The 23810-nt window shown below is 40.4% G+C and carries 20 protein-coding genes; 8 read left to right on the top strand and 12 right to left on the bottom strand.

Going from position 1 to position 23810, the window contains the following annotated elements; genetic code table 11:
• Positions 1-62 precede the first annotated feature (62 nt).
• The 6 genes from KO534_RS04955 to KO534_RS04930 all read left to right on the top strand — a co-directional run bounded on the left by KO534_RS04955 (position 63) and on the right by KO534_RS04930 (position 7184).
• The gene (locus KO534_RS04955; RefSeq protein ID WP_215927953.1) at positions 63-1355 is read left to right on the top strand and encodes an efflux RND transporter periplasmic adaptor subunit; all 1293 of its coding nucleotides are present in this window, start codon (positions 63-65) and stop codon (positions 1353-1355) included.
• A 38-nt stretch (positions 1356-1393) separates the two neighbouring features.
• Positions 1394-2101, top strand: coding sequence for an ABC transporter ATP-binding protein (locus KO534_RS04950; RefSeq protein WP_215927951.1), 708 nt, complete (start codon positions 1394-1396; stop codon positions 2099-2101).
• Positions 2102-2118: 17 nt separating this feature from the next.
• Positions 2119-3435 carry an ABC transporter permease gene (locus KO534_RS04945; protein ID WP_215927949.1) on the top strand — a complete coding sequence of 439 codons (1317 nt, stop codon included), beginning with the start codon at positions 2119-2121 and terminating at the stop codon, positions 3433-3435.
• An 11-nt stretch (positions 3436-3446) separates the two neighbouring features.
• The gene (locus KO534_RS04940) at positions 3447-4694 is read left to right on the top strand and encodes an ABC transporter permease (protein ID WP_215927947.1); all 1248 of its coding nucleotides are present in this window, start codon (positions 3447-3449) and stop codon (positions 4692-4694) included.
• 287 nt (positions 4695-4981) lie between these two features.
• Positions 4982-5233 (top strand): DUF2746 domain-containing protein, encoded by a 252-nt coding sequence (locus KO534_RS04935; RefSeq protein ID WP_215927945.1) that lies wholly within the window; start codon positions 4982-4984, stop codon positions 5231-5233.
• A gap of 148 nt (positions 5234-5381) precedes the next feature.
• Positions 5382-7184, top strand: a complete 1803-nt coding sequence (locus KO534_RS04930) for a cation:proton antiporter (protein WP_215927943.1) — start codon at positions 5382-5384, stop codon at positions 7182-7184.
• 97 nt (positions 7185-7281) lie between these two features.
• Here KO534_RS04930 and KO534_RS04925 read toward each other — a convergent pair whose 3' ends face one another.
• The 4 genes from KO534_RS04925 to topA form a co-directional block, all read right to left on the bottom strand.
• Complete coding sequence (locus KO534_RS04925; RefSeq protein WP_215927941.1) at positions 7282-7587, bottom strand: hypothetical protein; 306 nt, start codon at positions 7585-7587, stop codon at positions 7282-7284.
• A gap of 108 nt (positions 7588-7695) precedes the next feature.
• The gene (locus KO534_RS04920; protein ID WP_215927939.1) at positions 7696-8772 is read right to left on the bottom strand and encodes a helix-turn-helix transcriptional regulator; all 1077 of its coding nucleotides are present in this window, start codon (positions 8770-8772) and stop codon (positions 7696-7698) included.
• Positions 8773-9085: 313 nt separating this feature from the next.
• Positions 9086-9655: a DUF2058 domain-containing protein gene (locus tag KO534_RS04915; protein WP_215927936.1), complete on the bottom strand. Its 570-nt coding sequence runs from the start codon at positions 9653-9655 to the stop codon at positions 9086-9088.
• 75 nt (positions 9656-9730) lie between these two features.
• Positions 9731-12373: a type I DNA topoisomerase gene (topA, locus tag KO534_RS04910; protein ID WP_215927934.1), complete on the bottom strand. Its 2643-nt coding sequence runs from the start codon at positions 12371-12373 to the stop codon at positions 9731-9733.
• Positions 12374-12684: 311 nt separating this feature from the next.
• Here topA and astB point away from each other — a divergent pair, with 311 nt between their 5' ends.
• Positions 12685-14025: an N-succinylarginine dihydrolase gene (astB, locus tag KO534_RS04905; protein WP_215927932.1), complete on the top strand. Its 1341-nt coding sequence runs from the start codon at positions 12685-12687 to the stop codon at positions 14023-14025.
• A 57-nt stretch (positions 14026-14082) separates the two neighbouring features.
• Here the strand turns inward: astB and KO534_RS04900 are convergent, their stop codons facing one another.
• Positions 14083-16386 carry an Ig-like domain-containing protein gene (locus KO534_RS04900; protein ID WP_215927930.1) on the bottom strand — a complete coding sequence of 768 codons (2304 nt, stop codon included), beginning with the start codon at positions 16384-16386 and terminating at the stop codon, positions 14083-14085.
• A 163-nt stretch (positions 16387-16549) separates the two neighbouring features.
• Here KO534_RS04900 and KO534_RS04895 point away from each other — a divergent pair, with 163 nt between their 5' ends.
• Positions 16550-17923, top strand: a complete 1374-nt coding sequence (locus tag KO534_RS04895; RefSeq protein WP_215927928.1) for a dicarboxylate/amino acid:cation symporter — start codon at positions 16550-16552, stop codon at positions 17921-17923.
• Between the two features lie 7 nt (positions 17924-17930).
• Here KO534_RS04895 and KO534_RS04890 read toward each other — a convergent pair whose 3' ends face one another.
• The 7 genes from KO534_RS04890 to fadD all read right to left on the bottom strand — a co-directional run bounded on the left by KO534_RS04890 (position 17931) and on the right by fadD (position 23674).
• Entirely contained in the window at positions 17931-18422 is a 492-nt protein-coding gene (locus KO534_RS04890; protein WP_215927918.1) for a YcgN family cysteine cluster protein, read from the bottom strand.
• 30 nt (positions 18423-18452) lie between these two features.
• Positions 18453-18839, bottom strand: a complete 387-nt coding sequence (locus tag KO534_RS23370; RefSeq protein WP_252731961.1) for a hypothetical protein — start codon at positions 18837-18839, stop codon at positions 18453-18455.
• 3 nt (positions 18840-18842) lie between these two features.
• Positions 18843-19508, bottom strand: coding sequence for a fumarylacetoacetate hydrolase family protein (locus tag KO534_RS04880; RefSeq protein WP_215927915.1), 666 nt, complete (start codon positions 19506-19508; stop codon positions 18843-18845).
• 4 nt (positions 19509-19512) lie between these two features.
• Entirely contained in the window at positions 19513-20490 is a 978-nt protein-coding gene (locus KO534_RS04875; RefSeq protein ID WP_215927913.1) for a lytic murein transglycosylase, read from the bottom strand.
• A 1-nt stretch (position 20491) separates the two neighbouring features.
• Positions 20492-20767 carry a YcgL domain-containing protein gene (locus KO534_RS04870; RefSeq protein ID WP_215927910.1) on the bottom strand — a complete coding sequence of 92 codons (276 nt, stop codon included), beginning with the start codon at positions 20765-20767 and terminating at the stop codon, positions 20492-20494.
• A complete protein-coding gene (gene rnd / locus KO534_RS04865; protein ID WP_215927908.1) occupies positions 20767-21933 on the bottom strand; it encodes a ribonuclease D in 1167 nt (388 codons plus the stop codon). The genes KO534_RS04870 and rnd overlap by 1 nt, the downstream gene beginning before the upstream one ends.
• Positions 21934-22018: 85 nt before the next feature.
• The gene (gene fadD, locus KO534_RS04860; protein WP_215927906.1) at positions 22019-23674 is read right to left on the bottom strand and encodes a long-chain-fatty-acid--CoA ligase FadD; all 1656 of its coding nucleotides are present in this window, start codon (positions 23672-23674) and stop codon (positions 22019-22021) included.
• Between the last annotated feature and the right edge of the window lie 136 nt (positions 23675-23810).

The raw sequence follows: 23810 nt of genomic DNA, 5'->3' as shown, positions 1-23810 counted from the left end.
TTAAACCTTTTTGATTTTTAACTCGACTTAATTGCTGATTGTTCAAAGTTTCAGGGAAAAAAATGAAAATTACAGACACCAGTGGTCAAGATACCCTAGTATCAAAAACAACAAACAACAAAACTAAATGGCTAGTACTAGGCATACTGTTAATGGCTATTTTAGGGTACGCAACCTTAGCCCCCGCGATCAGCAACTGGTCCAACTCAGACGTCAGCATTTCCTCACAAAGAGTCCGTTTAGCCACAGTGACTCAAGGTGACTTTGTGCGCGACTTATCGGTTCAAGGTAGGGTTGTAGCCGCTGTTAGCCCGAAATTATATAGCCCCGCACAAGGCACTATCACATTTGAAGTAGACGCCGGAGATACGGTTACAAAAGGTCAAATATTAGCCATTATCGATAGTCCTGAACTGACTAACCAACTCAAACAAGAACAGTCAGCCATTCAAAGGCTACAAATGGAATTGGATAGACAAAAAATACAATCCAGTAAACAAGCTTTAGTCAATCAAAAAGCGGTCGACTTAGCCAAGGTAGCACTCACCGCCGCAGACCGTGAAAAACGCCGAGCAGATAAAGCTTTTGCTAGCCAATCAATTAGCCAAATTGATTATGAAAAGGCCCAAGACGACCTAGAAAATGCCCGTTTGGTGTTTAAACATTCGGTTAGAGATGCGGAATTAAATTTAGAGAGTCTAGAGTTTGAAGTGAAAACTAAGGCACTATTAGTTGAACGCCAAAAACTCTTAGTAACAGAGCTTAGCAGACAGGTTGAAGAGTTAACCTTACTCTCTCCGGTAGAGGGTTTGGTGGGTAATCTGTCAGTCGAGCAAAAAAATCAGGTAGCCAAAAATCAATCGATCTTAAGTGTTGTGGACCTATCTGAGTTTGAAATAGAAGTCGATATTCCAGAAAGTTACGCCGATGATTTAGCTATTGGTATGGCAGCTCAAATCCAACTTAATGGTGAAACGCATTCAGCAAAACTCGTGACTATCTCCCCTGAAATTGAGAACAATCAAGTTACGGGTAGAGTGCGTTTTACCGCCTCTTCTCATGAAGATTCCACCCAGCCTAGAGGTTTACGTCAAAACCAACGTTTAACCACCCGTATTTTAATGGAACACAAACAAGATGTACTCATGGTGCAACGTGGACAATTCCTAGAAACCGGAAACGGCAAAGTTGCTTATATTGTCAATAACAATATGGCGCAGCGTACTCCAATAACAACTGGCGCTCGCAGCTTATCTAGTGTCGAAGTCTTAAACGGACTTGCAATTGGCGACACCATAATAGTTTCAGGAACGGACCAATTTAACGGCGCACAAAGCGTACTCATTACTCAATAACTTAGAATAATCACAATTACACTTAGGGAACATAACTCATGTTAAAAATGACGGATGTAAAGAAAGTATTTCGTACCGATTTAGTTGAAACACAAGCACTAAGAGATTTTAACTTACATGTAGGTGAAGGTGACTTTGTTGCAGTTACTGGCCCTTCTGGCTCAGGTAAAACCACTTTTTTAAATATTGCAGGGCTACTTGAAACATTTAGCGGTGGGAAGTACGAGTTAGACGGGCAAGATGTAAGCAATCTCAATGACAAAAAACGTAGCCAGCTAAGAAACGAGAAAATTGGCTTTATTTTCCAAAGTTTTAACTTAATCCCAGATCTCAATCTTTTTGATAACGTTGACGTCCCACTGCGTTACCGCGGGTTTAACAGCGCTGAACGTAAAAAACGCATAGAGAATAGCTTAGAAATGGTGGGACTAGCACAACGTATGAAACACCTACCCTCACAACTGTCTGGGGGGCAACAACAAAGGGTGGCTATCGCTAGAGCGCTTGCCGGTGAGCCTCGTTTTTTGTTAGCTGATGAACCAACAGGAAATCTTGATACACAAATGGCAAACAGTGTCATGGACTTGTTAAAAAACATCAACGACGCCGGTACTACAATTATTATGGTAACTCACGACGGTGAACTCGCTAGCCAAGCGAGACGTAATATTTATGTGAGGGATGGCAAAGTGAGTGAAGTCAATAACGCTGACATCTCATCACCTGCTCAGCTTTCAGCTGTTTAACGCCGAGGAGCCATTTTATGTTTGGTTATTATATAAAGCTTGCTTTAAAAAGCGTAAAACGTAATCCAATACTTAGTTTGCTAATGGTGACAGCGATAGCCTTAGGCATTGGTGCATGTATGACCACCATTACGGTCAACTACCTCATGTCTGCCGATCCTATCCCTCATAAGAGTCAGCAACTTTTTCACATTCAAGTGGATAGTTGGGACCCAAACAACGCCTATAGCGACGACGCAGACTCGTTACCCAATCAACTAACCTGGACTGACGCCACGAATTTTACATTGGCTAAAAAAGCACTTAGGCAATCCGCAATGGGAATGTCGGGGGGTATTATCGAACCTGCTGGTGACGACGCCAAACCCTTTGAAGCTTCCATAAGATTAGCGTATACAGACTTTTTCCCCATGTTCGACGTGCCCTTTATTTACGGTACTGCATGGGACAGCCAATCTGATACCGATCGTGAACAAGTGGTGGTATTGAGTAAACGCACCAATGAAAGTGTGTTTGGTGGTGAAAATTCAGTTGGTAAAACCATTGTCATAGACGGTAGAAATTTCCAAATAGTGGGGGTAATTGACGATTGGCAGCCTATGCCAAAGTTTTACGATGTTAACAATGGCGGGTTTAATGAAACCGAACAGTTATTTATGCCGTTTTCATTAAAGGAAGAATTAGAACTTCCAAACTGGGGCAATAATAATTGTTGGAAAAGTCCTGACGGAGAAGGTTATAAGGCATTTTTGCAGTCTGAATGTATTAATACACAGATGTGGGTTGAATTACCCAACGACTTAGCGAAAGCTGAATATATGGATTATTTAAATAACTATGTGATGGAACAAAAGAAGCTTGGGCGCTTCCCTCGCCCCCTTAACAATCGTCTATCCAATGTGATGGAGTGGATGGCGAGTCAAGAAGTGGTTGAAGAAGACGCCAAGATGATGATGTGGCTTTCTTTTATGTTTTTGTTGGTGTGTTTGCTCAATACCATTGGATTGTTACTGGCTAAGTTTACCGGTAAATCATCTGAAATTGGTTTGCGTTTAGCCGTGGGTGCATCAAAAGCCGATTTATTCAAACAGCATTTATTGGAAACCGCGTTAATAGGTGTCATGGGTGGTATCGCTGGGATCCTACTGGCTCTTGTAGGGTTACAAGGAATCAAAAGCCTCTACGGGGACTTTGTTGACGATTTAGCGTCACTGGACCTAAGCATGATTTTAGTGGCACTGAGCATCGCCTTGTTATCCAGTATTTTAGCGGGTTTATACCCTACTTGGCGGGCTTGCAATATCGCACCAGCCAGTCAACTAAAAAGTCAATGAGGGGCCAAACCATGTCAAATATTCAAACTAACACATCAGTTAATTGGGAAATCGGTCCTATCTTTAGAGCAATGTTGCGCAACAAAGTAGGCGCGATATTGATAGCTCTGCAAATTGCGATCACCATGACCATAATTGTGAATTCTGTATACATTATCGTAGAACGTAGCAAGGAAATGCAGCGTGACAGTGGTATCGACAATAAAAACAGCTTTTCCTTAACTAGTGTAGGGTTTGCCGAAAACTTTAATGCGGCTGTTACGGTAGAAGAAGACTTAAATACCTTGCGTAATCTACCCGGTATTGTTGATGCCATCCAAATAAACGCGATACCCAATAGCGGAAGTGGTTGGTCAATGGGACTAAAAACCCAGTCAGGTGTAGAACATGATGCGGTAGGCACAGCGGTATACATGGTTGATGAACACGGTATTAACGCCCTAGATGTTGAAATTATCGCAGGTGAAAATTTTGCACCTACAGACATCGGATTAAGAGAGGTTGGTCAAGTTAAATGGCCTAACAAAACTATATTGACCAAAGCTATGGCGGAAAACTTGTTTCCTGAGATACCGTACTCATCGGTTGTGGGTAAAACAGTATATATCAACGATATCGACCCGATGATCGTCATCGGCATCATTGATAAATTGCAAGCACCTTGGGTTGGCTGGAACAATTTGGAAAATGTCATGTTGTCACCTGAACGAATGGACTATAAAGGCAGTCGTTATTTTATTCGCACTGAACCGAGTCAAAGAGACAGTGTAATGAAACAGGTTGAGGAGTTACTTGCAAATAGTAATAAGGGTCGTCTAATTCAAGGCATGCGTAGCATTGAAGAAACCCGTGAACGCAGCTATCGAGGGCATACCGCTATGATAAAGATCCTTACAACAGTAATGGTCATATTAACTATAGTGACAGCCTTAGGAATTGTTGGCTTAGCCAGTTTTAGTGTTAATCAACGCAAAAAACAAATTGGAACACGACGCGCATTAGGTGCAAGCCAGTCAGCGATTGTACGTTATTTTATGTTAGAGAACTTCCTAATTAGTACCATAGGTGTTGTGTTTGGGGCAGCATTAACAATCGCACTAAACATCTTATTAGTGAATACCTTTGGTCTAGATAGAATTGATTGGTTCTACATCCCTATTGGCATGGTAGTTTTATGGTTAGTTGGTCAAGGGGCGGTTTTTGGTCCAGCTAAAAAAGCCGCCAATATCCCACCTGCATTAGCCACACGAACAGTTTAATCTAATAGTGAAAATGGCAACAGTTAGTCCGCAATTGCTAACTGTTGTCCCCGTTTCCAAACGAGTCAAGTCCTCAGGCAAGCAGTTACAAACTGTGCGTTTTTTGGTACGTTTTAGGTATGATGTTTGTTAGTTTGACCAATTATTAGTTTAATTGACTAATATCTCTTACTAACCGGAGTTTCCTTTTATTGTAACTAACTGTTTATTAACAGGTATTTATATATTGGCCTAAACCCTGCTTAATGACTCGATAAATTTCACTTTAATCAAACTGGGAGAAAATAATGGACGATGGAATGGTATTTGTATTAATCATCTTATTTGCGTTTGTGTTACCTATTGTACTAATTGGAACTTGGACATCTCATAAAAAAGAAATGGCAAAAGCTAATCTCAACTTAAATGATTCAGAGAAGAAAAATCTGCAAAACGAGTTAGAGTCAGTCAAAGCCAGACTGGAAGTATTGGAAGCGATTGTAACCGATAAAAAATACCAATTAAATCAGGAAATCACTGCATTAAAAGCAGTTGACTAAAGTACTAAACCCAAGCGCCCCACAGCACAACATAGGCTTTTGTGCTGTGGAGTCGTCAATTTCCAGTTAGTTGCCTTTAATATTTGATTTTCATGACTTATCTATGCTGTCATAGGACATCTTAGCAAACATTCATATTGGACTTAACTTGAACGAACCTATTATTGCCCTTGTTACTGTGGGGCTTGTTTCGATTGCCTGCCAATTTTTAGCCTATAAAATAAAACTTCCTGCCATTTTACCTTTATTAATCGCTGGTATTGTTGTTGGTCCTGTTACCGGTATTATTGACGCCGACTTATTGTTTGGAGACTTACTCTTTCCAATCGTATCTTTGTCAGTGGCGATTATTTTGTTCGAGGGCTCATTAACCCTTAAATTCAAAGATATCAGTGGTCATGGCTCTATGGTTAGAAACCTATGTACTTTCGGAGCGCTCATTACATGGGTAATTGCGGCACCTATTGCACATTATGCGTTAGGAATGACCTGGCAAATGGCTTTCTTATTTGGTGCCATTGTGACCGTAACAGGACCAACAGTGATAGTCCCTATGTTACGCACAGTCAGGCCGAGTACTAAAATTGCCAACATTCTTCGCTGGGAAGGTATCATTATTGACCCCATTGGTGCCTTGTTAGCTGTGTTGGTGTTCGAATATATCATTTCTACCCAAGATGCCCTCAGTCACACACTTTATGCGTTTGCAAAGACCATTTCGGTAGGTGTAGTTTTTGGTGCACTTTCGGGCTATCTAATGGGAATTGTGCTGCGTAATAACTGGATACCACACTATTTAGTTAATACTGCAGTTTTAACCCTAATGTTAGGTGCTTTTGAAGGCTCCAATGTTATCGCACACGAATCAGGTCTATTAACAGTGACTATCATGGGGATCTGGTTAGCTAATATGAAACGAGTAGAAGTAGAAGACATATTAGAGTTTAAAGAAACCCTCAGTGTTTTGTTAATTTCTGGTTTGTTTATTCTACTTGCTTCACGAATAGAATGGAGTTCGATGCTTAATTTGGGCTGGGGCTCTGTGGTGGTGTTATTTGTGATCATGTTTATCGCCAGACCAATTTCGGTTTTTGTTTCTTCTCTAGGTACTAATTTAGATTGGAGAGAATTAGCACTGTTAAGTTGGATCGCCCCCAGAGGTATAGTTGCCGCGGCAGTTTCAGCATTATTTGCGTTAAAGTTAGAAGTGCTAAATTATGCACAAGTAGAATTATTAGTGCCCATGGTATTTCTTGTCATCATTACTACTGTGGTGATTCAAAGTCTTACTTCAGTTGGTGTTGCAAAGTTTCTTGGTCAAAGAGCCCCTGCTCCATACGGTTTTTTAATTTTTGGCGGAGGACTATTTTCTAGACTCTTTGCAAAAGAATTAATGGCACAAGACATAGTAGTGCGCATTGCGGACACTAACTGGGAGTCGATAAAATTGGCGCGTATGGATAATGTACCCACTTACTACGGTAACCCCATGTCAGAACACGCAGATCGCACTGTAGATTTGTCACTTTATGGGACGGTATTAGTGATGTCACCCTACAAACAGCTTAATCCCCTAGTGACCTACCACTTTGAACATGAACTGGGTAAAGGAGCGGTACTCGGACTCAGTGTCAACGAACCGCAAAAACGCGCTAGCCACCAAGTGTCTGAATCCTATGCAGCAAAACTATGTCTATTTAACGAAGATGTGACTTACGCGAAGCTAGCTGGATATGTCACTAAAGGCGGCACTATAAAAACCACTAGATTGTCAGACGAATTTACTTTTGAAGATTATGAAAAAGAGTACCAAAAGCGATCAATTCGACTCTGTGCCATTGATCCAAACGGCAAAGTCAAAATGTATACCAGTCTAAAAAATATTCAGCCTAAATCGGACTGGCGCATTGTTAGTTTAATAACAGAACATAAAACAACAGAAGTTAGTTGATCCCACTTCACCGCTTATTTTAGCACTTAACTGCAATCTCATTACCATGACAACAACCATAGACGAGATTGCAGTTAAACAAAATTGATACGCTAAATTACACCTTGTAAAATTTTACCAACTGATCTTGCTGTAAAACACAAGAATACTTAGTAATACGTTTACCTTGAGGTTTTATTTTCATTTTCACCGCAGCACCACCCATGGCTTTCATCCATTTAACCTTGCTACTAACGTATTCAACAGACTCTTCACCGTAACGTGCTTTAGCTTCACTTTGACAAACTTCGCTAGCTTTAGCTTTGGTGTCTTCCTTGGATAACTCAACTTCTGCAAATACAAGTGACGAACCTAGAACATACACTGAACAGGCTATTAAAAATGGTTTGATAAATTTAGTCATTAGATTTCCTAATTAATTGAGTTGACTCATGCATTTAAATATAAACGAGTCAATTTGTCTTACCGATTGCGAAATCCTGTATACTTTTTCGAAATCGGTAAGGAAAAATTAGAAATCGGTCAGTTGTGTTGCCTCCGCCATACCACTTATTCGACGAAACTCACTCGGTGTCATAGTTTGCAGACTTTTAAATGCTTTGTTAAAAGTAGTTAGAGAGGCATAACCTGATTCAATCGCGATAGTAAGAATAGGAATTCTGACTAATTTAGGATCTGACAAACGTTGCGCTGCATCTCGCACTCTGTATCGATTTAGATAGTCATTAAAATTTCTATAGCCAAGGTGCTGATTAATCAATCGCCTAAGTTGATGTTCAGGGATATCTAAGTGTTCTGAAAGCCCCTTAATGGTCAAGTCAACTTGCCGATAATAAAACTCCTCTTCCATCGCTCTAGTTAATTTATCTAACCAATGTATATCTGCTGATGATGGTTTCGGGGCTTCTTGCTTCACTAACTCAGGTGGCAAATCATCAATCGATTCAACCAGAATGTTTGAGTTGGAAACCAAAATAATATAACCGTAGGACATAGAAAAAATACTAATGACAATAATATTCAGGTAATTTAAGAACTCAGGGAATTCGCCGTGCCCATAAATAAATTCGTTCGCCACAATAAACAACAAAAACGCGCCACAAGTCACAGATAAACTTAAACGTAAAAAGCGACGACATTCAACTAAGTCTGATTGCCAGTTTCGAAATACATCCAACAGACCTAAAATCGTAATTGCACCCGTTACAACAAGTGATACCAAATGAATAATTGAGTCGTCTAATTCAGCGGGAGATTGCAAGCATTGATAGATACCCAAAGAAAAACACACCGCTAGTCCAATATAATGGCCTGAGTGCAATTTTTGATTACCTTCATTCATTTGAAATAATGTAGAAGCGAACATCCAAAATAAAGCGGGGCTCATCATGGCTACCATTCCCAGTACAAATCTAAATACAAATATGTCTTGCACAAGCGGCTGTATCAAGTAACAAGCGGCACTGAGTAACAATAAGCTTAACACTCTGGCGCTTAATACTTGTCGGTAATCAAACATGAGTTTACATACAACAAGCAATATTGCCCCGAACGCTATGCCCGTTAAGATGAGAAAAAAACTTTGCATAATAAAATGTTAAAACGTCTAAAACTGTGGCGGCAGAATACCGCATTCTTAGGTTTGAAACTGATATAAATTTGTAACTTTTATTTATATCACAGCTATTCAAAAGCATAATAGTTTGAAAAGCCTCAGTTTTTTGTAACTAATTTTGAGTTATATTTTTGTTTACTATTTAAAAGCAAGGCGAGTGGTGGAAATAACTTCAGTGATAGTTTTGGCGTTGCTTAGTTACAATTGATGGCAGTTACGAGTGCAGGCAATAATTTTCCCAAAGCTGCTTTGTTCAATACAGCTTTAGGTTTAGGGTATAAATCATTTACCAATTTAGATCGTCTGGAATATCATAATCTGCGTACCAATCGTCTTCTTCACTGCTTTTCAGATCCGCTTCACTGATGTTATCTGCCCTATACACCACTATGGATTCATCTCTTTCTGATATTTTATTGGCAACAGGCATGGGAACTAGCTCGTAACCATCATCCAACTTCACTATGGCTAATTTGCCTTGGCTAATTTGTTTTTGCGTGGATTGGCTGACATACATACGTTTAATAATGGTACCGTCAGTAAAATTACACACCACTTCATCTTCTCGTTTTGAGCCTGCAAACTTGGGTTGTTTGTTGGCTTCAATCAACTGTTTTATTTGTGCGACTAAGGCCTTTTTATCCGCCTCTTGTTTGGCTTTTTGATTGAGTTCACGATCTTTAGCTTTTTTCGCTTCAATCAGCTTTTCAGCGGCTAATTTTGCTTCATTGGTTTGAACCAAGTTGTGATTCTTTTGAGCCTTAGCTTGTTTACTTTTTTGCTGTCGAACTTGTTTCGCTTTTTTCTTATCCGTTAATCCGGCTTTGAGTAATTGTTCTTGTAAAGAGAGGGCCATAATTGAATGCCATTTTATAAAGTTTAAAACAATACGGCAGCCATAAGCTGCCGTAATAGAGGCTATACCACTAAATTACTTTTTGGGTTTCTTGCGTTTATCTTCAGCTTTCCATTTTCCATCAGTACACCATGCAGACCAACCTGTCGCTTTGCCTTCTTCGTTTTCTGACATCACGTACTGTTGTTTAGTTTTACGACTATAACGCACAATAGTTGGGTTGCCGTCTGGATCTTTAGCTGGGGCATCGGCCAGGTAATGAAATTTAGGTGATATTCGGTCTCTAAATCTAGCCAATTCGGCTACCTGTGGAGCTCTTGTTTCCCTTGATTTTGGAAAATTATGAGCCGCCAGGAAAATACCGGAAGCGCCATCCCTAAGCACAAAATGCGCATCAGATTTAACACATTCTAATTCTGGCAAGTCGGTAGGATCTTCTTTAGGAGGTGCAGCTTCACCATTTCGAAGTAACTTACGAGTGTTTTTACATTCTTCGTTAGTACAGCCAAAATATTTACCAAAACGGCCATTTTTCAGCTCCATATTTGAGCCACATTTATCACACTCAAGAATAGGGCCTTCGTAACCTTTAATTTTAAAGGTACCTTTTTCTACGTAAACACCTTCACACGCAGGGGAGTTTCCGCATACGTGTAGCTTACGAGACTCGTCAACCAAATAACTATCCATCGCTGTACCACATTCATTACAACGGCGTTTTGAACGTAATACTTCGGTTTCTAATTCTTCTTCATCATCAACTTTGATGACTTCATCACCAGAGGTTAAATTCATGGTGCCTGTACAGCGCTCTTTAGGTGGCAAACTGTATCCAGAGCAACCTAAGAATACACCAGTACTAGCGGTTCGAACATTCATTGGACGCCCACATTTAGGACACTCAATATCAGTGGGAATAGCCTGATTTAAACGCATACCGCCTTCTTCAGGCGTTTTTTCAGCAACATGTAATTTCTGCTCAAAATCCACATAAAAATCGTCTAACACCCCTTTCCATGAGGCTCTTCCTTCAGCAATTTCATCGAGTTGCTGCTCCATATTGGCGGTAAAATCATAACCAATAAGGTCGTCAAAATTTTCCATCAAACGGTCGTTTACAATCTCTCCCATTTTTTCGGCATAGAATCGTTTACTATCAATTCGAGCATATCCGCGATCTTGGATCGTAGAGATGATACTGGCGTAGGTAGACGGTCGCCCGATACCACGTTTTTCCAACTCTTTAACCAAAGAAGCTTCATTAAATCGAGCCACAGGTTTAGTGAAGTGCTGTTTAGGATCTAACTGTTTAAGTGCAAGACTCTCACCTTCTTTCACATCAGGTAGTAATAAATCCTCATCACCTTTTTTGCGTTGTGGGTTTTGAACTTTAGTCCAACCATCAAACTTCAACACACGGCCTTTTGCAGTTAACTCAAATTCACCCGCTTTCACTCTAATGGTACTTGCATCGTATTTAGCAGGTGTCATCTGACAGGCTACAAATTGTCGCCAAATCAGCTCATATAAGCGTTGCGCATCACGTTCTACATCAGCAATGGCTTCTGACTTAAGTAACACATTCGAAGGACGAATTGCTTCGTGAGCCTCTTGTGCTCCCTCTTTGCTTCCGTACTTAATTGGATTTTCTGGCAAATAATTATTGCCAAAATTATCGCTTATATAATCACGACAACTGTCTACCGCTTCTTTTCCCAAATGGGTTGAATCAGTACGCATGTAGGTAATATGACCCGCTTCATACAATCGCTGCGCCATCATCATGGTTTTTTTCACACCAAAACCTAAACGGGTACTGGCTGATTGTTGCAAAGTAGACGTGATGAACGGTGCCGAAGGTTTACTTTGGGTCGGTCGCGATTCGCGGCTTACGACTTGAAAATTTGCACCTTCAAGTTGGTTAACCACTTTATCGGTCTGGGCTTTGCTTTTAGGCTTAAAAGCGGCGCCACTTTCTTTAACTACTTGCATCCGCAAATTGGTATTTTTTGCAGTGGTTAGGTCTGCGTGTAAGTCCCAAAATTCCTCGGGTACAAAGGCTTTAATTTCTCTTTCACGCTCAACTACCAGTCGCACTGCTACCGATTGTACACGTCCGGCCGACAAGCCTCTTGCTACCTTTTTCCATAGTAGCGGTGACACCATGAAACCCACGACTCTATCTAGAAAACGTCTAGCTTGTTGTGCGTTTGCCATCTCGATATTTAATTCTCCGGGATGGGCAAATGCTTCTTGAATGGCGTTTTTGGTAATTTCATTAAAAACCACACGCTGAAATTCTTTTCCTGGTTCATCGATTAGCTCGCGTAAATGCCAAGCAATCGCTTCCCCTTCCCTATCCAAATCCGTTGCGAGATAAACAGTGTCAGCATTTTTTGCCAACTTTTTGAGTTCGTTAACAACTTTTTCTTTGCCTTCGAGTACATCGTAATGAGCTTGCCAATCATTTTTAGGATCGATCCCCATGCGATCAACTAACTTTTTATATTCATAATCACGCAAATAGTTTTCGCGCTTTTTTTCTGAGAGAAGTTTGAGTTCTTTTGCTGGTTTTTTAGGCGCAACTTTGCCCACAGCCTTATGCGGAAGATCCCGAACGTGCCCGACACTAGATTTTACAATAAAATCTTTACCGAGATATTTATTAATCGTTTTTGCCTTTGCCGGTGATTCGACAATGACTAGATGCTTTGCCATATATTGGTTTTAACCTTTGATTTTTATAGGTTTTTAATAACAAGGTGGACATAACCTCAGGTTCACCTCTTTAAATTGCTTTTTAACATATATCGACAAAATGAATATAAAACAAGTTCTTCTTCATACTTATCCAATATTCTTTTTTTTAGAGTCACTTTCACTGTTTACTTTTTATACAGCTGCATTGGCACGGCAAACAAAAACAGTATAATGCTCAGCAATTCGTAATTTGAAGGTTATTTCAAGTCAAAAAAGTGGAGCAGATAGGGCTCAAAAGCTGACGAGAAATATCTAACTGTGAGGTAAAAATGAAACAATTTGAAGCCAATTTTGATGGTTTAGTTGGACCAACCCATAATTATGCGGGGTTATCCTATGGAAACGTTGCTTCGTTAAATAATGCGAGTGCCTCAAGCAGCCCTAAACAGGCCGCTAAGCAGGGCTTAAAGAAAATGAAGGCCCTAACTGACCTCGGTATGGTTCAAGGTGTTCTAGCGCCACAGGAGCGTCCTGACATCGCATCATTACGTAGATTGGGGTTTAGCGGAACCGACGCTAATGTTTTATCCCTAGCAGCAAAACAAGCACCGGCTATTTTTCAAGCGTGTTGCTCAGCCTCTAGCATGTGGACTGCTAACGCTGCAACTGTTTCGCCTAGCGCCGATACTAGCGATACCAAAATTCATTTCACTCCTGCAAATTTAACGAATAAGTATCATCGTTCTTTAGAGCCTGAAGTCACCGGGAAAATCCTCAAGGCGACCTTTGCGAATCGCGAACATTTTGTTCATCATGAACATTTGCCAGACAATGAACATTTTGGTGATGAAGGAGCAGCCAATCATACTCGTCTTTGTAGTGAATATGGCAAAGCTGGTTTAGAACTCTTTGTGTATGGACGCCACGCATTCGATACCAGTAAACCAGCACCAAAGAAGTTTCCCGCTCGGCAGACCCTTGAAGCAAGTCAAGCTGTGGCCAGGTTACATGGACTAAATGATGATAATGTAGTTTACGTGCAGCAGAATCCTGACCTCATTGACCAAGGCGTATTTCACAATGACGTGATAGCAGTGGGCAACCGAAATGTGTTGTTTTTCCACGAACAGGCTTTTTATCAATCAGAACAAGCGTTAGCCAACATTAAACAAAAATTTGGCAAAGATGAGTTACATTTTATTTGTGTAAAAACCTCTGAAGTGAGTGTCCAAGATGCGATTAAGAGCTATCTATTTAATACTCAAATTATTAGTTTAGCTAACGGCGACATGGCAATAATAGCGCCAACCGACTGCAAAGAGAATCCAGCAGTAGCCAATTATTTAGATAAATTAGTGCAACAAAACACACCAATCAAACATGTTTATTATCACGATGTAAAACAGAGTATGCGCAATGGTGGCGGGCCCGCATGTTTGCGTCTTCGCGTGGCTATGACAGAAAAAGAGCATGCTGCTGTCAATCAACATACCTTAATTAACGATGCACAGTTTGAACGTTTAAATAATTGGGTAGATACACATTATCGTGAAACATTACACGTTAATGATTTAAGTGATCCACAATTATTAATTGAATCAAGAACGGCGCTAGATGAGTTAACTCAAATTTTGCACTTAGGCTCGGTATATCCGTTTCAACAAATCTAAAATAAAACACCCAGTCAATTTAGCCAGCTCAACAAACTGAGCTGGCTACTTAATTAACTATAAGGTATTTTCACAAGTCAGGTTTGCACCATCATCGATGAAGGTACCTGGGTTGTTAGGATCTTCAACTGAATTTAAGCCATTACCAAAAGGATTGGTGTTTGGAGGCGTGGCTTCTTCTCGTAAGTCGGTAGATGATGCCGACAAGATGAAAAACTGGCTGGCTTGAGATTCGCTTCCTGATACAGGTGTACTCGCCGTTATTTTGACCTGTCCCCAAGCAGCAAATGTTTTTGCATAACGTAACTCAATAATCGCTTGGCCATTTTCATCTGTGACAATATTACCGTCAATCGACAAGATATTACCTGGTGTCAACTCACCATCACCATTGATATCTTCATTTTGATCTTCAATTGCATCGTCATCAACGTCTTCATTAGCACAACCAATGGTTCGGACTGCTGTCCAGAATTCGAAATCTTCTTGATTCGGATAAGGAACCCAATAACCTTTGTAAAATGCGGGGCGAATAGCTTGATAGTTGGCTTCTCCAGGCTCAGCATTAGGCTCAAGAATTTCTGAATATTTTACAGGTGTTCCGGTTACAGTGAGTTCAACACCTTCAACGGGGTTAGAATTAGCGTCTGTGACAAATACTGTGAACTTTTTCAAATAACTGGTTTCATCCGGTGATGAAATCGTATTACCAGTACCGATTGAAATAAACTGGGATCTGTCGGCAACCGTTAAATTTACGCTAGCTACAATATTGGAGTCAGGCTCTGTCGCAGAAATAGTAATGCCATTTTCTGTTGTTACACTTGAAGATGTGTAAACAGTTGACGCCACACCATTACTGTCAGTCACTGAAGACGCAGGGAAAATCTCACCACCACTGACATCATCATTATTAAAGTTAACCGTTTTGCCTTTAACTAAATTTCCTGCTGCATCACGCAATACCGCAGTTATGGTACTTTTCTGCCCAGCTGGACCAATAGAATTAGGACTGGCCGACAAGATAATGTTATTGACTTGGGTCGCAACAAATTCCACTTCGGTACTGACATTGACATAGACCGGAGTCTCACCACTAGAATCAACGCCCTGTGCAGAAACAATTGCCCTACCCGCGTTATTTGATTGAATTTGAAAGTTGACTTTACCTTCGGAATTGGTGGTTGCACTACTAGTCGAAAGTGTTCCTCTTGTGGTGGTTAGTGTTATTGCGCCATTTGCAAATGGGATAGTATCTTTTAGCCAGGTTAGTTCTATATTGCTTGCTGAACCCAGAGGAATATCTGTTGTAGACACTTCGGTAAAACTAAATTGGTCCTGCTGAACACTGACATTTAAATTAGCACTGGTATTTAACGCAGATGCGATAATCTCATCCAAACCAGAATTAGTGGCAGTATAATTAACAATCACTTGGCCTTCTCCATCAGTAACCAATGTTGGAGCATCTATTGTATTGCCTTGTGTTGAACTTACTTGAACACTTTGATTAGCGATACCTATACCGTCAAAGTCAGAAAGAAAAATTGTAAATGTTGCTGTCTCTCCCACAATCACGGTAGGTGGTCCATTTACTGACACTGAGGTACCTACTACGTGAACATCTAGTGATTTTGGTTCAGCTAAACCTGATACGGACGCGGTTACTGTTATGACACGGTTTTCCGACTTATTTTGTGTACCGAGCAAAGCTCTCGCAGTGCCGTCTTCTCCGGTGGTACCTTGCGTTATTTGTAAGCTAGCAGAAGAATTGGCTGAAAAAGTTACAGCTACGCCTTCAAGCAGGACGTTATTCGCATTCTTGACTTGTGCAATTAACTCAATTTCATCCGACCCGCTTGACGCTAATTGTGTGGAGCTACCATACAATTCGATTGATGCTGGAACTCCATTTTGTGATGAGCCTGATGATTTGAAGGTAGTCTCATCTGTTTCACCAGAGCTTAAAGTAGCAACTATGACACCGTCACCTGAGTTCTCTCCCACAAGAATATCAATAGTAGCAACGCCGTCACTACCGGTCGAAGCTGTGCCAGAGTCATTGCCAAATACAGCTAGACCTTCAGGCTGAAAAGTAAAGGTAATCAAGGTATCAGCGACAGGATCGCCATTTGAATCGATAGCAGTGGCTGTCAAAGTTAAAGGATTTGACTCGTTTAAATCTTTCGAAGGCTGACCATTGGCGTCAGCGAACTCCAACTCTACATTTCTGGTAACGTTAACGGTGCCTCCCCCAGTACTCGTTCCACTATCATCACGTGAAATCTCTCCCCCGCCTCCACAAGAAAATAGGCTCAGTAAAGCCAAAAATCCTAACAGCGTTCTAAAACGTAAAATCATATACCTTTCCTATACACATTAGCCATATTGTGATGGCAAATTCACTTTAATAGTTCAGCTTGAACGACAATCTTGCTAACCTAGGCGTAGGTTAGATTAGATAGCCCAATTCAATAGCACTAAATAATTGCGACTTTAAACAAAAATAAAGCTTAGGATTTTCATGACCACTTCAATCAATTTGTCATCACAAAAACCCACACCACAAAAACTCGGACTTACCGCTCGTATCTTTATCGGCATGATCGCCGGAATAATTATCGGAGCTTTATTACAATGGTTGTTTGATGATAGCGGAGATTTTTCCTTTAGTGTATTCGGCTTGCATGTTTCAACGTATACACTTTTAGTCGAAGGTATATTTAATGTAGTGGGAAGTATATTTATCGCCAGTTTGAAAATGCTGGTTGTACCATTAGTCTTTGTTTCTTTAGTGTGCGGCACTTCGAGCTTATCTGATCCCTCTAAATTAGGGCGATTGGGAGGAAAATCGATATTGCTCTACATCTTTACCACTGCGTTGGCGATCAGTCTAGCTGTTACCTTTGCTTTGTTAATCAAACCAGGTGAAGGGTTAAACTTAGTTTCTGAGTCTAATTACATTGCTAAAGAAGCTCCTTCGCTAGGACAAGTGATCATAAACATGATGCCTACCAACCCTATTAATGCAATGGCCGAAGGCAACATGTTGCAAATCATAGTCTTTGCGGTACTTTTCGGCATATCTATGGCCATGACTGGGGATGCAGGTAAAAGGCTAACGTCAGTGTTCGAAGATTTAAGTGCCGTCATAATGAAACTAGTGACTATTTTGATGAACCTTGCCCCTTATGGTGTGTTTGTATTAATGGCTAAACTCTTTGCCACTATAGGCTTTGACACTATAGCGAGCTTACTCAAGTATTTTCTTTTGGTTCTTTTTGCCCTGTTTGTTCATGCATTTGTTACTTATCCCATTGTTCTAAAAACTCTAAGTGGTTTGAGCCCATTAAATCTAATTAGAAAAATGCGAGATGCGGCATTGTTCGCTTTTAGTACGTCAAGCAGTAGCGCGACGTTACCGGTTACTATGGAAACCGCAATAAGTAAGCTTGGAGTTAAACGCTCAGTCGCCTCTTTTACGGTTCCCCTCGGTTCAACCATCAATATGGACGGCACCGCAATTATGCAAGGCGTAGCGACAGTGTTTATTGCTCAAGTATATGGCGTAGATTTAAGTCTAGGTGATTATATGATGGTGATCCTCACAGCCACTCTTGCGTCGGTAGGCACCGCAGGTGTACCTGGCGTGGGCCTGATAATGCTTGCAATGGTGCTACAGCAGGTAAATTTACCCGTTGAAGGCATCGCGCTTATCATTGGTGTAGATCGTTTACTTGATATGACCCGAACCGCCGTTAACGTTACGGGTGACTGTATGGTGGCTTGTATAGTGGCTAAAAGTGAAAGCGAACTCGATATTGAAGTGTATAACGATCCAGACGCAGGCATATCAGCAGAAAAAGTGGATTTTAAACACCTAGACAACAATAGCTAACTAATCGTTAGTCTAAGTCTTCAACCGGCCATAACGCGATGAAATCTTCGAATTCTTCAAGATCTACATCCTTGTCCGATACGGTTTTGCCACGAACTGACATACCTGCTTTATGCATAGCTGACTTTTTGTTTTTATTTAATAGAGGATGCCAACTAGGTAATCCTCTGCCTTCGTAAAGTCGTCTGTAACTGCAGCTCGGAGGCATAAAGAATATGTCTTGGAGGTTGCTTTTGGTTAATTTGACACACTCAGGTACAAGTTTGGTCCTTTGTGTATACTGAGTACAAGAGCAAGTTTTAGTATTTAATAAGTTGCAGGCAATATTGGTGTAGTGAATTTTTTCACCTAAGTTTATTTCATTGGTAGTAGCTGGCTGGGTCGCATTTTCATCATCGATGAATTTATGTAAACAGCATTTTGCACAACCATCACAAATATCTTCCCACTCTTTGTCTGACATCTGTTCTAATGACGTGGTTTCCCAGTACTTATGCATAGTTTTTCCAGTGTTTAACGCCCATGTTTACTAATCGCTCAGTTTATCAAACAATAACCAAAGCATTGCTTCACTTCTTGTTTCAAAGTTTTTGACCGACAAGGACAGGCTTTCAGCCAAAACTTCAACAACGTTTTCAATATTGATTTCAGTATTCACTATCCGCGCCACCTTTAACCCGCCTAACCAGCCGTTTTCCTGAACCGTTATTAATAATTTAGCCATTTGTGCAGTAGAAAACAGTAATTTGAACTGTGTGCTATCAAGCACAACATTCTTTACCTGATTTTTGCCCGCCATTTTCACTACTGTTTTCAACATATGCTCAAGATCGACTATTTCCTGTGTCTCTCCGAAAACTTCACAAATGAGTATTTTATTCGCAGGGTCTACTATGAATTCGTATGTAAATGCCATTATCTATATAACATCCGTCTCAATAGAAAAGTGTCCTTTTAATTCTATTTCTAATTCATCACCCACAGACAATGGTGCCACACCTTTTGGCGTACCAGTCATCACTATATCCCCAGGCAACAGAGTGAAAGTGTTAGAAATATTAGCCACTAATTCTAAAATAGAAAACAACATGTCTTGACTGTTGCCAAGCTGTCTCAATTCGTTATTCACATGTAAACTAAAGTCTAAAGCGGTTAATTTTTCAACCTCATTTATATTCACAAATTGCGACATTGGACAACTCGAATCAAACGCTTTTGCACGTTCCCATGGATGTCCTTGATTTTTTAATGCAGTTTGCACGTCTCTTAGAGTGAGGTCTAAACCTAAGCCGACGCCCCAAATCGCCGCTGTAATTTCTTGTGTTGTCGCTTTCGACAGTGGTTTTTTTATTAACACGGCTATTTCTAGCTCATTGTGACAAGGGCCTAAATTTTTAGGAATAACGACCGATTGAGTTAATTCACATAACGCGGTGGTGGGTTTAATAAACAACAATGGCATACTTGGAACGGCATTGTTCAGTTCATTTATATGCTGAAGATAGTTTCTTCCAACACAGACAATTTTACCAACTGGTAAGTCAATACTCTTACCTTCACTATCAATATGTTGATATTCAAACATCCCTTTACGATCCTTTTTTAATACGGTCTGACAAATAACTCACTGAAATGCCAAAATAACTCGAACGGTTCCATTTCATTAAAGTATGAAAATTATCATAAACCAGATACAGTCGGCCATTCTTTCCGTCTGGGTTGATCAATGATGCCTTTAGGCCTACTTGGGGTAAGTCTTGACCATCATAACGCCTTACCCCAAGTTTTTGCCAATGCGCTAAAAGGCGTTTTTTAGATGATTGTAATCCAGCTACATTAAAGTCAAAATTGTCTGGCACACTCACTTGACGTCCCCAAGTGATATCTTCACTCCACCCTTCTGATTTTAGAAAATTAGCTATTGAAGCAAAAACGTCAGCTGTATTGTTCCATATATCTTTGCGACCATCGTTATCAAAATCGATTGCATAGTCTAAAAATGAGGTAGGCATAAATTGACTCTGCCCCATAGCACCGGCCCATGAGCCTAGAAAATCCTCCTTTTTTACATGCCCTTGTTTGAGTATAGTTAATGCTGCAAACAATTGTTTTTTAAACAAAGCTTCTCGCCTTCCCTCATAGGCCAAGGTTACCAGAGAGTTAATCACTGAGTGTGTCCCCGTAATTTTACCAAAATTACTCTCGTTCCCCCAAAGAGCCACAATAAAACGCTTTTGCACGCCAAACTGCTGCTCCACACGATTTAATATCACTTGGTGTTTTTCCATCAAATCAACAGCTTTCTTAACTTTCCAGTCTGGAACCCGCGTGGCCAGGTACCTATCCAAAGTCAATTTAGTTTCTGGTTGATTTTTATCTGCTACGACTGTTTTCTCTCGGTAACTGACATTTGTAAACACTTCTTCGATAAATTCATTGGTATAACCCTGTCCTACTGCTTCTAGCTTTAAATTAGCTAAATATACTTCAAAGCTAGGTTTAGCATTCAAGCTTTGGCTAATTAAAACTAATGTAATAATCAATGGCTTATATATAAATTTCATCATACTACTGTGCTTTATTTTGTTGCAGGTGGGCTTTAAGTAAATTGTCTACGGGAGGAGCAAGCTGCAAATAATATCCTTTCGTTTGAAGCTCTAAGCGTAATTTATTTATATCCACTCGGGCGAGTTCACGCTCCTTCTTTAAGGGCATAATCATCAAAAAAACAGGCGTACCAAATGTTTTTAACAACGCCTCTGGTACTCTTGAAAAATCGTCTCTTCCTTGAACATACAAATAGGTTTCTTGTTTCTTACTACTTTTGTATACCGCACACAACATTAAGCATTTTCCTGAAGCAGAGTATTGGGTAAATTAAGAGAGGGAATATTTATCAGTTCCTTAGCAAAAAGCGTAAAACGCCAACTACTCAACAGGTCCGGCTTTAACCCCATCTCCCTAGTTTCGTCCTGTTCAAACCAGCACCATTTGAGTAATTGATTAATTTGTTTCTTAGAGCCCACTAACTCTGGGGGAAGCGCGTATTTTTCAGCAATAGTAAGACAAACCTTTTTAACACTAGCGGCCGTATTTTTATAGCCTTCAATATCGTTCAATCGTTTCACTCTGGGTGGATAGATTTTCTCCGGAAGGTTTTGACATTCGGCGACAATAGTTAGCAAAGCATCGCCGTGTATCCGCACTTCATGAGGATTAACACCTTGAATAGCTCGTAGTTCATTTTTACTAGTTGGTTGTTGGATTGCAATTGCAACTAAGTTTTCCTCTCTCACTACAAAATTTAGAGCCATATCACGCTGCCTAGCGATTTGGGTTCGCCAAGCCGCCAATTTTTTTAAAATTAACAAGGCTTTATTTGATAACTTCCAGTTATTCTTCACTGTTAAATAAACGGAATCGAGTGGTAACGGAGTTTGCTTTTTGGTCGCTAGGTGCGCTATTTCAGCATACACCCAAGGAAGTTTATTCTGCGCTTCTACACGAGACTTAAGCTCAGGGTACAGTTGTAGCAAATATAATACGTCTTTAGCCGCATAATCACATTGTTCTTCACGTAACGGGCGTGCTAACCAGTCTGTGCGCGACTCCCCTTTATCTACTGTTATATTCAGCATGTTTTCTACTAATTTGGCATAGCCTAAAGCCGGCCCCATCCCTACTATACTTGCTGCAAATTGACTATCAAAAACGGGACTAGGCATGACCTTAAATGCATGCCAAAAAGTTTCTAAATCCTCTGAACAAGAGTGTAATATTTTCACTACATTTGGATTAGTTAACAATTCTTCTAAACTTGAAAAATCATCTATGGTTAATGGGTCAACCAAAACCAATTGTTTACCGTCATACATCTGAATTAAGCCCAACTGCGGATATAAAGTCCGAGTTCGAACAAATTCCGTATCCACTGCAATAGCCTCTGCTTGACTCGCTTGCTGACAAAAATCTGCGAGTGCCTGATTATTGGTAATAAAATTGTATTCCATGGATTCCCAAATTATTAATCTCGTTACCCGTAAAAAAGCCGACTACAGCCGGCCTTTTACACTTACAGGTAAAAATTAGTTAGCGTTATTTATCTCTTAGTTCTCTACGGAGTATCTTACCAACATTACTTTTAGGAAGCTCGTCTATGAACTCAACTTTTTTAGGTACTTTATAACCAGTTAAGTGTTGACGGCAATGGTCGATTAAGTCTTTTTCTGATAACTCATCGTTTCTGCGTACCGCGACTAATTTAACAATTTCCCCAGACACATCGTGTGACTCACCGATAGCGGCGGCTTCTATCACATCACTATGCAAGGCTGCTACCTCTTCAATTTCATTAGGAAAGACGTTAAATCCTGAGACCAAAATCATATCTTTCTTACGGTCAACAATGTAAAAATATCCTTGAGGATCGCAGGTAGCAATATCCCCCGTGGCTAACCAACCATCGACAATCATTTCTTCGGTCGCTTCAGGGCGATTCAGATATCCTTTCATTACCTGAGGCCCTTTTACCAGCATTTCGCCGGCTTCCCCCATAGCCACTTCTTTACCTTCTTCGTCAACCAGTTTGATATCAGTAGACGGAACCGGCATGCCTATTGACCCTTTATAGGCCTCTAGATGAGGCGGATTAACGGTTACCACAGGTGAACACTCGGTTAAACCATAACCTTCAAGTAAGACTTTTCCAGTCGTCTGATGCCAACGCTCTGCGACCGACTTTTGCACCGCCGCTCCACCACCTAAAGACACCTTTAGTCGACTAAAATCAAGATCCGCGAAGCCAGGTGTATTCAGTAGCCCGTTAAATAGCGTATTCACTCCAGTAATCACAGTAAACGGGTACTTAGCTAACTCAGCAACAAACCCTGGCATGTCTTTAGGGTTAGTGATTAACAAATTAGGACAGCCAAATTTTACAAAGGTTAAACAGTTACTCTGCAAAGCGAATATATGATAAAGAGGTAATGCAGTGACCGCGAACTCTTGCCCAAGATCAATGACATTCTCTAAAATATTTGATGTTTGTTCCAAATTCGCAACGATATTTCTATGGGTCAACATCGCCCCTTTAGATACACCAGTTGTACCACCGGTATATTGTAAAAATGCGAGATCATCACCATTTATGTTGGGTCTCTGATAGGTTTGTTTATGGCCTTGCTTAAGCGCTTCATTAAACTTTTCTGCTCCCGGCAAATCAAAGGACGGCACCATCTTTTTAACATGTTTTATGACAAAGTTGGTCGCGACTCTTTTAAGGGGCGATAACATATCTCCTATAGACGTTAGTAGCACCTTTTCGACTGCAGTATTTTTAATAACTTCACTTAAGGTACTGGCAAAGTTTTCGACAATCACTATGGCTTTAGTGTTTGAATCAGATAACTGGTGCTGTAACTCTCTGGCGGTGTATAAAGGATTAACATTCACCACCGTCATTCCAGCGCGTAAAACACCAAATAGCGCTACAGGATATTGAATGAGATTAGGCATCATAATGGCCACTGAATCGCCTTTCTTCAATCCAGAGTGTTGTAGATATGCCGCAAAGTCACGAGACAGCCGATCTAATTGTGCAAAAGTAATGCTCTTTCCCATGTTGATATAGCTAACGTTATCTGAATATTTTTCGATTGATTGTTCAAAAATGTCAACTATAGAAGAATAACGATCAGGATCGATTTCGACAGGAACCTTAGGGTCATAATGCTTCAACCAGATTTTTTCCACTGTGCCTCCAGGCAATTGCTCTTTAAGCATCTATCTAAAAATGCAAAAGACAAATTATTGTAAATACGTAAAACAGCGCGCAATTCTAACTAAAGCCTAGCCAAAGATAAATCAACAAGTGTTTAACAACTAAGAC

It is taken from the genome of Paraglaciecola arctica (genome assembly GCF_018861065.1).
GTDB lineage: Bacteria > Pseudomonadota > Gammaproteobacteria > Enterobacterales > Alteromonadaceae > Paraglaciecola > Paraglaciecola arctica_B.
This window is presented reverse-complemented; position numbering and strand designations above follow the sequence as displayed.

What these genes read in the sequence shown, in the direction of transcription:
- KO534_RS04875 (WP_215927913.1), bottom strand. Translation starts at nt 20,490, where the DNA reads ATGATGAAATTTATATATAAGCCATTGATTATTACATTAGTTTTAATT.
- KO534_RS04870 (WP_215927910.1), bottom strand. Translation starts at nt 20,767, where the DNA reads ATGTTGTGTGCGGTATACAAAAGTAGTAAGAAACAAGAAACCTATTTG.
- KO534_RS04890 (WP_215927918.1), bottom strand. Translation starts at nt 18,422, where the DNA reads ATGCATAAGTACTGGGAAACCACGTCATTAGAACAGATGTCAGACAAA.
- KO534_RS04900 (WP_215927930.1), bottom strand. Translation starts at nt 16,386, where the DNA reads ATGATTTTACGTTTTAGAACGCTGTTAGGATTTTTGGCTTTACTGAGC.
- rnd (WP_215927908.1), bottom strand. Translation starts at nt 21,933, where the DNA reads ATGGAATACAATTTTATTACCAATAATCAGGCACTCGCAGATTTTTGT.
- KO534_RS04950 (WP_215927951.1), top strand. Translation starts at nt 1,394, where the DNA reads ATGTTAAAAATGACGGATGTAAAGAAAGTATTTCGTACCGATTTAGTT.
- KO534_RS04920 (WP_215927939.1), bottom strand. Translation starts at nt 8,772, where the DNA reads ATGCAAAGTTTTTTTCTCATCTTAACGGGCATAGCGTTCGGGGCAATA.
- KO534_RS04925 (WP_215927941.1), bottom strand. Translation starts at nt 7,587, where the DNA reads ATGACTAAATTTATCAAACCATTTTTAATAGCCTGTTCAGTGTATGTT.
- KO534_RS04955 (WP_215927953.1), top strand. Translation starts at nt 63, where the DNA reads ATGAAAATTACAGACACCAGTGGTCAAGATACCCTAGTATCAAAAACA.
- KO534_RS04880 (WP_215927915.1), bottom strand. Translation starts at nt 19,508, where the DNA reads ATGTTTGAATATCAACATATTGATAGTGAAGGTAAGAGTATTGACTTA.
- KO534_RS04895 (WP_215927928.1), top strand. Translation starts at nt 16,550, where the DNA reads ATGACCACTTCAATCAATTTGTCATCACAAAAACCCACACCACAAAAA.
- KO534_RS04935 (WP_215927945.1), top strand. Translation starts at nt 4,982, where the DNA reads ATGGACGATGGAATGGTATTTGTATTAATCATCTTATTTGCGTTTGTG.
- KO534_RS23370 (WP_252731961.1), bottom strand. Translation starts at nt 18,839, where the DNA reads ATGGCATTTACATACGAATTCATAGTAGACCCTGCGAATAAAATACTC.
- KO534_RS04945 (WP_215927949.1), top strand. Translation starts at nt 2,119, where the DNA reads ATGTTTGGTTATTATATAAAGCTTGCTTTAAAAAGCGTAAAACGTAAT.
- topA (WP_215927934.1), bottom strand. Translation starts at nt 12,373, where the DNA reads ATGGCAAAGCATCTAGTCATTGTCGAATCACCGGCAAAGGCAAAAACG.
- astB (WP_215927932.1), top strand. Translation starts at nt 12,685, where the DNA reads ATGAAACAATTTGAAGCCAATTTTGATGGTTTAGTTGGACCAACCCAT.
- KO534_RS04915 (WP_215927936.1), bottom strand. Translation starts at nt 9,655, where the DNA reads ATGGCCCTCTCTTTACAAGAACAATTACTCAAAGCCGGATTAACGGAT.
- KO534_RS04940 (WP_215927947.1), top strand. Translation starts at nt 3,447, where the DNA reads ATGTCAAATATTCAAACTAACACATCAGTTAATTGGGAAATCGGTCCT.